The sequence below is a fragment of the Bifidobacterium margollesii genome (assembly GCF_002860355.1).
Lineage (GTDB): Bacteria > Actinomycetota > Actinomycetes > Actinomycetales > Bifidobacteriaceae > Galliscardovia > Galliscardovia margollesii.
Map to the genome: position 1 here is coordinate 47183 of NZ_NMWU01000008.1, position 12060 is coordinate 59242.

11 protein-coding genes are annotated in these 12060 nt (G+C 62.0%); 3 read left to right on the forward strand and 8 right to left on the reverse strand.

The annotated features are described in order from the left end of the window. Window positions 1–35 precede the first annotated feature (35 nt). The 5 genes from Uis1B_RS02905 to mraZ form a co-directional block, all read right to left on the reverse strand. Entirely contained in the window at window positions 36–917 is an 882-nt protein-coding gene (locus Uis1B_RS02905) for a UDP-N-acetylmuramyl peptide synthase (RefSeq protein WP_101615406.1), read from the reverse strand. A 52-nt stretch (window positions 918–969) separates the two neighbouring features. Then, window positions 970–2709 carry a peptidoglycan D,D-transpeptidase FtsI family protein gene (locus Uis1B_RS02910; RefSeq protein WP_101615517.1) on the reverse strand — a complete coding sequence of 580 codons (1740 nt, stop codon included), beginning with the start codon at window positions 2707–2709 and terminating at the stop codon, window positions 970–972. A gap of 111 nt (window positions 2710–2820) precedes the next feature. Next, window positions 2821–3144: a cell division protein FtsL gene (gene ftsL, locus Uis1B_RS02915; protein WP_101615408.1), complete on the reverse strand. Its 324-nt coding sequence runs from the start codon at window positions 3142–3144 to the stop codon at window positions 2821–2823. Window positions 3145–3272: 128 nt separating this feature from the next. Continuing rightward, window positions 3273–4361: a 16S rRNA (cytosine(1402)-N(4))-methyltransferase RsmH gene (gene rsmH / locus Uis1B_RS02920; protein WP_101615409.1), complete on the reverse strand. Its 1089-nt coding sequence runs from the start codon at window positions 4359–4361 to the stop codon at window positions 3273–3275. A 1-nt stretch (window position 4362) separates the two neighbouring features. Then, window positions 4363–4854, reverse strand: coding sequence for a division/cell wall cluster transcriptional repressor MraZ (mraZ, locus tag Uis1B_RS02925; protein ID WP_101615519.1), 492 nt, complete (start codon window positions 4852–4854; stop codon window positions 4363–4365). A 295-nt stretch (window positions 4855–5149) separates the two neighbouring features. On the opposite strand from mraZ, the gene Uis1B_RS02930 reads away from it, so the two are divergent. Together Uis1B_RS02930 and serA are read left to right on the forward strand one after the other, a co-directional pair. Further along, window positions 5150–7429: a HelD family protein gene (locus Uis1B_RS02930; protein WP_101615411.1), complete on the forward strand. Its 2280-nt coding sequence runs from the start codon at window positions 5150–5152 to the stop codon at window positions 7427–7429. A 10-nt stretch (window positions 7430–7439) separates the two neighbouring features. Beyond that, window positions 7440–8645: a phosphoglycerate dehydrogenase gene (gene serA, locus Uis1B_RS02935; RefSeq protein ID WP_101615413.1), complete on the forward strand. Its 1206-nt coding sequence runs from the start codon at window positions 7440–7442 to the stop codon at window positions 8643–8645. 234 nt (window positions 8646–8879) lie between these two features. On the opposite strand, the gene nrdR is transcribed toward serA, so the two are convergent. Both nrdR and Uis1B_RS02945 read right to left on the reverse strand, forming a co-directional pair. Next, window positions 8880–9353, reverse strand: a complete 474-nt coding sequence (gene nrdR, locus Uis1B_RS02940; protein ID WP_101615415.1) for a transcriptional regulator NrdR — start codon at window positions 9351–9353, stop codon at window positions 8880–8882. A gap of 34 nt (window positions 9354–9387) precedes the next feature. Beyond that, entirely contained in the window at window positions 9388–9651 is a 264-nt protein-coding gene (locus Uis1B_RS02945) for a LysM peptidoglycan-binding domain-containing protein (protein ID WP_243390231.1), read from the reverse strand. A gap of 259 nt (window positions 9652–9910) precedes the next feature. On the opposite strand from Uis1B_RS02945, the gene lexA reads away from it, so the two are divergent. Then, complete coding sequence (lexA, locus tag Uis1B_RS02950; protein WP_101615418.1) at window positions 9911–10660, forward strand: transcriptional repressor LexA; 750 nt, start codon at window positions 9911–9913, stop codon at window positions 10658–10660. A 416-nt stretch (window positions 10661–11076) separates the two neighbouring features. On the opposite strand, the gene Uis1B_RS02955 is transcribed toward lexA, so the two are convergent. Continuing rightward, complete coding sequence (locus Uis1B_RS02955; RefSeq protein ID WP_101615420.1) at window positions 11077–12039, reverse strand: L-lactate dehydrogenase; 963 nt, start codon at window positions 12037–12039, stop codon at window positions 11077–11079. Window positions 12040–12060 lie beyond the last annotated feature (21 nt).

The following is a 12060-nucleotide window of genomic DNA, read 5'->3' on the forward strand; positions in this document are numbered from 1 at the left end:
CCGCTTCTCCGACCGCCGTTTGCAGTCCGAGCCGATCAGTCGAACTCCTTCGACACACGCAGCGCGCTGCGGATGTTGCCTTTCCTCACGCCCGCCTTCATCACCATGGCGATGGCCAGCGACAGACGACGTTTCGTGGCATCATCCGAATCCGAATCCCTGTGGGCGGCCATCTCGTCGGTTTCGGCCGAACGATGGGCCAGATGGGTGCGCTCCCTCAGCGTGACGCCGAAATGCTCCATCGCTTCCTTCAACGACGGTGAGCCGACGTTCGGATCATCCCCTTCGCTGATGGCGCACACATCGGTGACCACGGACTCCAACGCCCCCGGCATAAGCGCCTGATCGTCCGCGCCGATGATGACAGCCGAAGCGCCGTCCTCCACGAAGACGGACAGCATGCGCTGGACGTCGAGCTCGTTGAGCGGATAATCCTCGATCAGATGCCGTTCCAAGGACTTCGAATGCTGATAGCTGATCTGTCCCACGGGATTGCCGAGAACGTGCAGCAGTCCCGCCAGCGCCGCGGTCTGTTCCTGCGCCTGCTCGCCGACGATCAGGAACACCGCGATGGAATTCGACGGATGTCCGGCGATGTCCGCGGCGATCCGCCCCCGTTCGGCCGCGGTCAGATCACCGTACAGCACCGGGATGTCTCCGCCGATGCCCTTCTGGAGCGCGGATGACGGCAGCAATACCGCATAGGCCCCCTGCGCCTGCGCGCGCGCGACGCAGTCAGCGGTCACGTCATGCTCCGGCGGCATGTACAGCGCACCGGGGCTCACCGACTTCAGATCGTTGGCGATCGACGTCAACGTGACCCTGCCCGCATATCTGGCATTGGTCAGCAACCCGTACCGCTCCCGCAGATCGGATACGGTGAGATGTTCCGTACCGGCTTCGCTTAATGCACTCATCTCTCACCTCGCTAGATCGACTGTCGTCGAAAATCGTTGTTCCACGACCGAGTCACCACTCAGTAGGGATAGCATTCCCGCGTGCAGGCGAGGCGGGGACCTCGTACTTCTGCATAAGGAATTCACCAATGGTTCCGACCACGGGACCCGCCGTCACGCCACCGTAAACGCCCTCGGGATCCTTGAGCACGACGGTGACCACGAACTGCGGATCGTCGGCGGGAATCGCCGCGATGAAATCGCCGATATGGCTGGTCAATGCGCCCGATGCGCCGGCCACCTGGGCGGTACCGGATTTACCCGCGATGCGGTATCCCTTGACATTGATGAGTCCGGAATACTGGGAGGCCATGGACTCCATCATGTCCATCATCTCAGAGGCCACGCTCTCGTCGATCACACGTACCGGCTGATTCGTCTTCGGCGTGGTGTCGTTGCCCTGCGCATCGGTGGACGATTCGATGATCGACTGTCCGCAGCGTACGCCCTTGTTGGCGATCGTCGCCACCACATTGGTCATCTGCAGCGCGGAGGCCGAATATCCGCCCTGTCCGAACAGCACGGTGTTGCGGGTTCGCAGATCCCACGACTGGTACGGTGTGAGCGTTCCGGACGATTCGCCGGGGAAGTTCAGCCCCGTGCTCTGTCCGATGCCGAATTTCGAAATGTACTCGTATCGCTTCTTGACCGAATAGTTCGAGGACGCCATGACCGTGCCCACGTTCGAGGACTCCTTGAGGATGCCGGCCAGCGTGAGCCTCTCCACGCCATGCTCATGGGAATCGTGGTAGGTCTGGTTGTTCAGCTCGATCTGATAGGGCACCTGGAACTTGTCGGAGGGCTTGTGGATGCCTTCCTGCAGCAATCCGGCCGCGGTGATGAGCTTGCCTGTGGAGCCCGGTTCGAATACGGAGGTGATGGCCTTCGACGCATTCATCTTCGCCTCGTCGCTGCCCGCCGCATAGTCGTCGGTGTCGGCGATGGCCACGATCTGCCCGTTCTTCACGCGCTGCACCACGGCTATGCCCCATTGGGAGCCGGTTTTGGCCTGGGCCTCCTTCAGGGCCTTCTTCACATACCACTGCACGTCCCAGTCGACGGTGAGCTTCACGGTGCCGCCGTTGACCGGGTCCTTCGACTCGCTTCGGGTTCCGGGAATCTCCTGCCCGTAAACGCCCCGCTGGTAGCTGACCGAACCGTTCTCGCCGACGAGGGACCCGTTCGCCATCTTCTCGATGCCCGCCACGCCCTTGCCATCGGCGTCCACGCCGCCGAGCACCGTGCCCAGCAGTCCGTTGTCGGAATACTCGCGGTTGGATGTCAGCTCGTAGTTGATCACGCCGGAAAGATGCAGGTTGTCGATCTGCCGCTTGACCGCCGGCACGACGTTCCTCTTGAGCACCACGTACCGGCTCGTTCCCACGAGCTTGCCGCCCAGCTCCATGGCGTTCATACCCAGAACCGGAGCCAGCAGCTTGGCGACGGCCGACGCACCGGTGGCTCCGACCGGCTTGCCGTCGATCTGATGGCACGAGCTTGAATTCTTACCGGTGCACTTGACCGGCTTGAAGCTCTCGACGGCCACCTGATCGGCGTACACGGTGTAGCTCTCCACGCTTTGCGCCAGCACCACGCCGTTGGTGTCGATGATCGACCCGCGCTGAGCCTGAAGCACCTTGGTGGCGGTACGGCTCGCGGTGGCCGCCTGCGCCACAGGGCTCGCCGAGAACAGCTGGATGTAGGAGAGCTTGACGACGCAGACGCTGGCGAGAAACGCAAGGATGATTCCCATGACCAATGCCCGGCGCCTGAAGATGTCGCCCCGGGTGCGACGCACCGTTCGTTTCACTGATTCTCCTTAGGTTTTCTGCAGTCAAGTTTGCGGTTTTCTCATGTCGGGCATTTAATGTTGGGCACCGACATCTGCCGGCGCCTTGTAGCCCTTGAGATCGACGGTGAGGGCATCGGATCCGGGAACCATCCCCAGCTTCTGCGCCTTTTCGGGCAGGGATGCCTTCAACCCGTCGAGCTTGGTCTGATCCTCCTGCACGTCCTGGGTGAGACGTCCGATGGACTGCTGCACATCGGTGATGGCAAAGGAATCCTCGACCATCTGCGTGCGCAGCAGCAGGGATCCCACCAGGCTCGCTCCCAGAAACACCAGAGCGCAGACGAAATGCACCAGGCGCACGCGGCTTGGACGGATCGCCGCAAACATATCGCCCATTCCCTTCGATTCGGTCTGGGAACGACGTGTGGAGCTGACGCTCAGCTGCGGCCTCGATGGCGTCCGCCCGTCCGCCCCCCTGCCGGGAGCCGACGATCGTGACCGCGTGACCCGTGGCGATGCACTGCTCATCGACGTTTCCTCCCGCCTTTCCCGGATCTCGTTGGTTTTATTGACTTTCTCCCAGCCGAACGACCATCATCCATCCACTGTTCGGATGGGTCGGCGGCCCACTGTTCGAATCTCGACGTCCATCGATCCGGAACCGGCCGGGAAAGCTCGACCGCGCGCAGACGCACCGACGCGGATCTCGGATTGCTCTCGATCTCCGCGGCGTCGGCCTTTACCGCACCATGGGTGAGATCGACGAGGAACGGCTGCATATCCGGAGGCACCACCGGCATGCCGGTCGGCACGTCCACATGCAGTCCATGCGCCATGAACCGTTTCACCGTCCTGTCTTCCAGCGAATGGTAGGACTCCACCACCAGACGCCCTCCGACGTTGAGATGCAGCAACGCCTGAGGCAGCGTGCCCGCCAGTTTGTCGAGCTCTCCGTTGACCGCTATGCGCAGCGCCTGAAAAACCCGCTTGGCCGGATTGCCGGCGGGCCGATGCGCCTTGGGAACCACTCGATCAACCAGATCGTTGAGCTGACGGGATGTGGTAAGCGGATCGTCGTCGCGCTGCGCGACGATGGCCCGTGCGATCGGCCCGGCGAAACGCTCCTCACCGTATTCACGGAAGATTCTCTGCAGCTCGTCATGCGAATAGGTCGCGAGAATCCCCCGCGCCGTCAGGCTCTGGGTCGGGTCCATGCGCATGTCGAGAGGGGCGTCGTGGGAATACGAGAAGCCCCGCTCGGTCTCGTCGATCTGCAGACTGGAAAGCCCCAGATCCATGAACACCGCATCGACGCGGTCGACCCCCTGATCGTCAAGCACCGCGGAAAGTTCGTCGAAGGCCGCATGAACCGGCGTGAATCGGTCGGCAAGACCTTCGCCCCGCATACGTTCGGAAGCCAGGGCGAGCGCCTCCTCGTCACGGTCAATGCCGATCAGGCGAGCCTGTGGGGCGGCCTTGAGGAAGGCCGTGGCATGCCCGGCCAGTCCGAGTGTGCAGTCGACGATAACCGAACCGGCCTTCCCGGCGGCCGGGGCGACCAGCCCCACGCAATCGTTGAGGAGCACCGGCTGATGTATCGCTGTGATATCCATGTCAGAACTCCAATGCAGGCAGTACGTCATCCGCGATATCGGCGTATCCCTGCTCCTGCTCGGCAAGATAGCGCTCCCACGATTCGCGGTCCCATATTTCGGCTCGGGTGCCGACGCCGATCACCACGACGTCGCTGCCCAATCCCGCATAGTCACGAAGCATCGGAGGAATCACCACACGGCCCTGCTTGTCGGGAGCCTGGTCGACGGCTCCCGAAAGAAAGACCCGCAGATAATCCCGTGCGGCCTTGTTTCCCAACGATGTGCGCTGGATCTGTGCGGCCACGCGTCGGAATTCGCTGTGAGGAAGGAGGTAGATACAGCGTTCCTGACCGCGGGCCATCACCACTCCCGCACCGAGCTGGGCACGAAGCTTCGCCGGAAGGGCAAGGCGGCCCTTCGCGTCGATCTTCGGGGTATACGTGCCCAGCAGGAGCGCAGGCAGGTCCATCGCAGCGGGTTCGGCGGCAGCGGACGACTGTTCATCGGCCATCGCGCTCACCTCCATGCCCCGTTCATCGTGACCAGCGACTCAACAGTTCACCACTTTACCCCACTGCATGCCACCTTTCCCCACCGAATGGGCATTTTCATCCCCAGACCACCACATAATCGGCAACACGCCACACAACCGGGCCCGCCGAGGCTTCATATCCGAAAGCTCCGAGGAGTCGCCTCGGCCATCGGGCGGAACGATGCACCATGAGGCGCGACGCCGTTTTAGAGGGGGTTGAGTATAGTGAGATGCCGAACTTTTTCATCTGCCCCCGCAAGGAGCGACCTCGATCATGTCGAACTACTCTGCCCAACTTCACGAAGAACAGCAGGCCGTGGACCGTGCCTACAATCGCCTCGACGCCATGCGGGCGCAGACGAGGAGCCGTCTCGACACGGTCCGCGCGGCCGGCTCCCACGGCTCACCCACTCAGCGCACCGAACGCGATTCGTTCGCCACGATGTACGAGGATCGGCTCACCCAACTGAGGGCGGTGGAGGATCGGCTGGTCTTCGGCAGACTCGATGAGAACGACGGGACGAGACGATACATAGGACGCATCGGCCTGTCGAGCGCCGCCCATGAGCCGATCCTCACCGATTGGCGGGCCGAGGCCGCACGCCCGTTCTACGAGGCGACGCCTGCGCATCGGGGCAACATCGCCATGCGTCGTCACATCACCCTTCGGTTCCGCGAGGTCGTGGGCGTGGAGGACGAGGTGCTCGACGTGCACTCCTCCCATGTGAATCAGGCCTCCTCCTCGGGCACGCTGACGGGAGAGGGCGCGCTGCTCGCCTCGTTGAGCACGCGACGCACCGGCAAGATGACCGACATCGTGGCCACGATCCAGGCGGAGCAGGACCGCATCATCCGCGCGCCGCTGAACCGCGCGGTGGTGGTCCAGGGCGGGCCCGGCACCGGCAAGACCGCCGTCGCCCTGCACCGTGCGGCCTACCTGCTGTACACGCATCGACAGCTGCTGCAGCGATCCGGGGTTCTGGTGGTGGGACCGAGCTCCTCCTTCCTGCACTACATCGATCAGGTGCTGCCCTCCCTGGGCGAGACCGGGGTGGTCTCCCGAACCATTGCCGACATGATTCCGAAGGTTCACGCGAAAGGGCATGAATCCCCCCGTGCCGCGGCGCTCAAGGGGGATCGTCGCATGGCGGGCGTGATCGCCAACGCGGTTTCGGCCCGCGAGCGCATTCCGAACGATCTGCCCCAGGTGAAGGTCAACGGATTCGTCGTGCCGATGCTGCCCACCGATCTGTCCACGGCCCAGACGGATGCCAAGCGCACGAGGCAGCCGCACAACAAAGCCCGTGAGACCTTCGTGGAATCCATGCTGCATCTTCTGACGAACCGGTACGTCGAGCAGCTGGACTACGACCCGGACCGCTCCGAAATCGCGCAGGTGCGTTCCACGCTGAGGATGAACGATCGGGTGCGCAAGGCCCTGAACCTCGCATGGCTGCCGATGACCGCCGAATGGCTGCTCGACGACCTGTGGGCCAAGCCCGGCAAACTCGCCCGGTACGCTCCGTGGCTGAGCGAGCAGGACATTCGCGAGCTGACCCGTCGGAAGGGCTCGGCGCTGACGGCGTCGGACATCCCTCTGCTGGACGAGGCGATGGAGCTGCTGGGACCGGATCCGAGGGAAAGCGCAGAGGCGGCCCGCAGAACCGAGCAGCGTCGGCAGGACGAGCAGTTCGCCAAGGATACGCTGGCGCAGGCCGGCATCGGTTCGGGAATCGTGACCAGCGACATGCTGCTGGAGCAGATCAACGGTCCGGACGAGGACACCACGGCTCAGCGTGCGGCGTCCGAGCGGGAATGGACCTTCGGTCATATCGTGGTCGACGAGGCGCAGGAGCTCACCGCGATGGATTGGCGTATGCTGATCCGCCGCTGCCCTTCCCGCTCGTTCACCATCGTGGGCGACATCGCTCAGACGTCCGCGTTGGGCGGTTCGCGTTCGTGGCGCAGGACCCTTGATCCGCTGTTCGGCCACGAGGGATGGGATCTCAACGAGCTGACCATCGACTACCGCAATCCCCAGGAGGTTTCCGACCTGGCTTCACGGTTCGCGGAGAGCGAAGGGCTGTACATCTCCACGGTGAAGGCCGTGCGGGCCATACCGAATTCCGTGGAGCGAGTAACGCTGCCGGATGTCGGCAAGGTGGTGTCCGCGGCCGGCGAGTATGCGGCCGATCTGGCGGTGCGGTTCGTTTCCGACGACGGCACCGGTCGCATCGCCGTGATCGCGGACGAGGAGATGCTTGACCGGGTGGCCGAATCGGTATGGGGCAATCTGTCTAGGCGTCTGGGTCGGACGCGAGTGGAGGGACTGCGGTCCCAGCCGGTATGGGATGGACAGATCAGTCTGTGCGGGCCGCAGGATGTGAAGGGTCTGGAATTCGACGCCGTGGTGGTGGTGGAGCCGGGTCTCATCGAAGACAACGCCCCCTCTCGTATGGTGGCCGCCTCCGACCTGTATGTGGCCATGACCCGGCCGACGCAAAAGCTGGTCATCATAAGAACCTCCGATGACGCGGACCACCTGACGATATAGAGTAGGGCATATGCCTAAAGCCTTATTACTGGAAAACATTCATCCGTTCGCTTCGGAGAACCTGCGTCAGCATGGTTTCGAGGTGGTCACCGCCAAAGGCGCCATGGACGAGGACGAACTCATTCGAGCGCTTGACGGGGTAGATCTGCTCGGTATCCGTTCCAAGACCAGCGTGACCCCCAAGGTGATCGACGCGCGTCCCGATCTCACTGCGGTGGGATGCTTCTCCATCGGCACCAATCAGGTGGATCTCGGCTACGCCGGCTCCCATGGCATCGCCGTGTTCAACGCACCGTATTCGAATACGAGGTCGGTGGTGGAGCTGGTGATCTCCGATATCATCTCGCTGATGCGCCGCCTGCCCGCCCATACCTTCCATATGCGGCAGGGCGTATGGGACAAAACCGCCAGCGGTTCGCACGAGGTGCGCGGCAAGACGCTGGGCATCATCGGCTACGGCAACATCGGATCCCAGGTGTCCGTGCTCGCCGAGGCCCTCGGCATGCATGTGGTGTTCTACGACATCGAGGAGAAGCTGGCTCTGGGCAACGCCGAGCGCGCCTCCAGCCTTGAGGACCTGCTGGAGAAGTCCGATGCCGTCACCCTGCATGTCGATGGTCGCAAGTCGAACACGAACTTCTTCGGTGAGGATCAGTTCGCCAGCATGAAGACCGGTTCGGTGTTCATCAATCTCTCGCGCGGTTTCGTGGCCGATATCGATGCGCTGAAGCGGCATCTGGATTCCGGTCACATCGCAGGAGCCGCGGTGGATGTCTACCCGGTGGAGCCGAAGAAGTCCGGAGACCGGTTCGTCACCCCTCTGGCCGAAGAGGACAATGTGATCATCACGCCGCACATCGGCGGTTCGACGCTGGAAGCGCAGGAGTCCATCGGGCACTTCGTCTCCCATAAGCTGCTTGATTACTGGGAGAACGGCATCACCTCGCTCTCGGTCAATATGCCGACGCTGAACATGAACGCGTGCCAGGGCAAGGCCCGCATCACCCATCTGCACGACAACCTTCCCGGTGTGCTGGCGAATGTCAACCGAGTGCTCGGCGCGGAGAACATCAACATCACCGCGCAGGCGCTGTCCACGGAGGATGAGCTCGGCTACGTGGTCACCGATGTGGACACGATGCCGAGCGACGATGCCATCGCTGAACTCCAGCGACTGCAGGGCACCATCCGCGTCCGGGTACTGAAGAACCGCTGACGACGCCGAACAAGAGACGATATCGGACAGGATGCGGTGCGGTGCGCGCGATACCGCGTCGCATCCCCGTTCTCCGGCCTTTCCCAATATGCCAATGGGGGATCTTCGAATTCGAAGGTCCCCCATTGTTGTACCGTTTGTTGTATCGTCGGCAATGTCCGAATCATGGAATACCGCGCATCACGCGGCCGAATCCCAGCCGGACCACGATCGCCTGATGCGTTGAACGGCCGACTACTGCTGATTCGTTCCGCGTTCACGCTCCTTCAGGCTGCGCAGCTCACGGATCGCGTTCTCGAAATCCTCGAGATTGTTGAACTCCTGATACACGCTTGCGAAGCGCATGTAGGCCACCTCGTCCAGATCCCTCAGAGGTTTGAGTATCGCACGCCCCACATCCTCCGAAGGGATCTGGGCAAGACCTCGGGATCGCAGATCCTCCTCCACCTTCTGGCCGAGCTGTTTGAGATCCTCCTCGCGGATCGGGCGTCCCTGGCATGCCTTGCGTACACCGGTGATGACCTTGTCGCGATTGAAGGGCTCCGAATTACCTGAACGCTTGATCACCATCAATGTGGCGGTTTCAACGGTGGTGAATCTTCTGGAGCATTTCGGGCATACGCGACGGCGACGTATCGCGTAGCCGTCCTCCCCCACTCGCGTATCGACCACCTTGGTATCCGGATTCTGACAGAAAGGGCAATGCATACGCTCCAGAGTACCGGGCCGTGAAGAAAACACGCTACCGAACCGGCACGACGAGACGCTGACCGATCTGCAGGGCATAGGAATCAAGATGATTGAGATCCTTGAGCTCCTCAACCGTGGCGGACACGTCACCACCCTCCGGCGTGATGTCGGAGGCATAGGACCACAGCGTGTCGCCCGGCCCCACTACGTAGCTGGTCACCTCCATGGGACCCGGAGCCGAATCCGCAGGCCTCGCCGGAAGAATCATCGAACAGGCCATCCAAGCCAGCAGCACCGCCAGTATGATCGCCGTCATCTTCCCCCGCAACGTCAACCGCATCGTTGCATGGTGGGATCGATGGGACCGACCAGCGTTCCTTCGAACTGCCTCATGAACAACAGGGACACCATTCAGGGTTCGAACCATATCGACCACCTCTCTCGAACAACCGTTCTATAGAACGGATGTTCTTTCATCATACAGATGTTCGAACGTGCGCGCAACCCCGTATCGAACAGATGTTTGATTCTTCGGGAGTTTCACGGTACAGTGATATCTGACGAAAGGAGCAACCGTGAGCACCATCCCGTTCACCCCGAGGGCCAATCAGCAGCACGATGATGAAGTCACCTTGACCTCACGTCAGCGAGACGTGCTCGACGCCATACGCGATCACGTCGAGCAGCGCGGATTCGCCCCGTCGTTCAGGGAGATCGGCACCGCGGTGGGCTTGAAAAGCCCGTCGTCAGTCAAGCACCAGCTGCAGGTGCTTGAGGAAAAGGGCTTCATTCGCATCAGTGCCAACAAGGGCCGCGCCATCGAACTGCTGGATCAGGCGAATCGACGCCCGTCACGCACCGGCTCCTTTCAGAGCACGTACTCGGATGCGAACATCAGTCGCATCCCCGTCACCGTCGTCTTCGGCAAGGAAGACGACGAGGAGATGGCACAGTTCCATGACATCCCGCTCGTGGGGCGAATCGCCGCAGGCGCACCGATCACCGCCGAGCAGCATGTCGACGATGTGATGCGTCTGCCTGAACGGCTGACCGGCAACGGCAATCTGTTCATGCTGGAGGTCCATGGGGATTCCATGGTGGATGCCGCCATCTGCGACGGTGATTTCGTGGTGGTCAGGGAGCAGCAGACCGCAGTCAACGGCGAAATCGTCGCCGCACTGCTCGACGGCGAAGCGACGGTGAAGACATTCCGCAAGGAGAAGGGGCATGTGTGGCTCATTCCTCACAATCCCGCCTACTCCCCCATCGACGGCAACAACGCCACCATCATGGGCAAGGTCGTCACCGTACTGCGCAAACTGTAGGTCGCCGATTCCATCCGCGCCAGATCACGACTTCCATGTCGGGTTCGGGCGCGGAATTTGTTATCAATTCGAGACACCGTCGTCTCAGGAAGTATTTCACGATTCGGACAACCGTCGCCTGCAATCAAAACACCAGCCAATCCCCCTGAAATGAAAAACGGCGCCGATGCGTGCGGCCTCCAAGCGCGCCCTCGAAGACGTACCAAGGTACGTCGAAGCAACGAATACAACAAAGCCCTACGCGTGTGTCCGCAAGGCGCGGGAAACGAAGATCCCCACGGCAAAACAGCCATGGGGATCCCCCTGAAATGAAAAACGGCGCCGATGCGCGCGGCCTCCAGACGCGCCCTCGAAGACGTACCAAGGTACGTCGAAGAGGGCAGCAACGCCGAGGACGCTCCATCGGCGCCGTTTTTCTAGAAGCCGAACTGGGCGGCGGTCTGCTTCAGCGTTTCGGCGGAACGCTTAAGAGCTGCCAGCTCGCCGTCGGAGACGGGGGTGTTGATGTGGGTGTTGACACCCTGGCGGTTCAGCACGGAAGGAACGGACATGCAGACGTCGGAGATGCCGTGGAAGTCGTCGAGCAGAGAGGAGACCGGCAGGATGCGGTTGGAATCCTTGATGATGGATTCGATGATGTCGACGCCGGACATGGCGATGGCGTAGTTGGTGGCGCCCTTGCCTTCGATGATGCGGTAGGCGGCGTTCTTGACTTCCTGATGGATCTGCTCACGACGGGCAGCGTCAAGGGGCTCATGACCGGGGAGGGGGGTCCAGTCGCACATGGGGACGCCACCGATGGTGGCGGAGGACCACAGCGGAACCTCGGAATCACCGTGCTCTCCGGCGATGTAGGCGTGGACGTTCTTGACGTTCACGCCGGTCTGCTGACCGATCAGGAAGCGAAGACGAGCGGAATCGAGGTTGGTACCGGAACCGAAGATCTGGTTGGCGGGAAGGCCGGACAGCTTCATGGAAACATGGGTGACGATGTCCACCGGGTTGGTGACGAGCATGTAGATGGCGTTGGGGGCCACGTTGACGACACCGGGGATGATGGACTTCATGATGTTGATGGTGGCACCGGCGAGGTCCAGTCGGGACTGTCCGGGCTTCTGACGGGCTCCTGCGGTGATGACGACGACGTCGGCATCACGGCAGATCTCGACGTCATCGGAGCCTTCGATGGAGACCGTGGGGTAGAAGCTGGAGCCATGCTGCATGTCCAGGACCTCGGCCTCGACACGCTTGGCGGCGATGTCTTCGAGCACGATCTGACGTGCAACGCCACGCTGTGCGGCGGCAAAGGCCATAGTGGAGCCAACAGCGCCTGCGCCGATGATCGCAAGCTTCGTGGGACGAATCGGTGATTCTGCCATAAAGGCACCTCTCTTTGAATT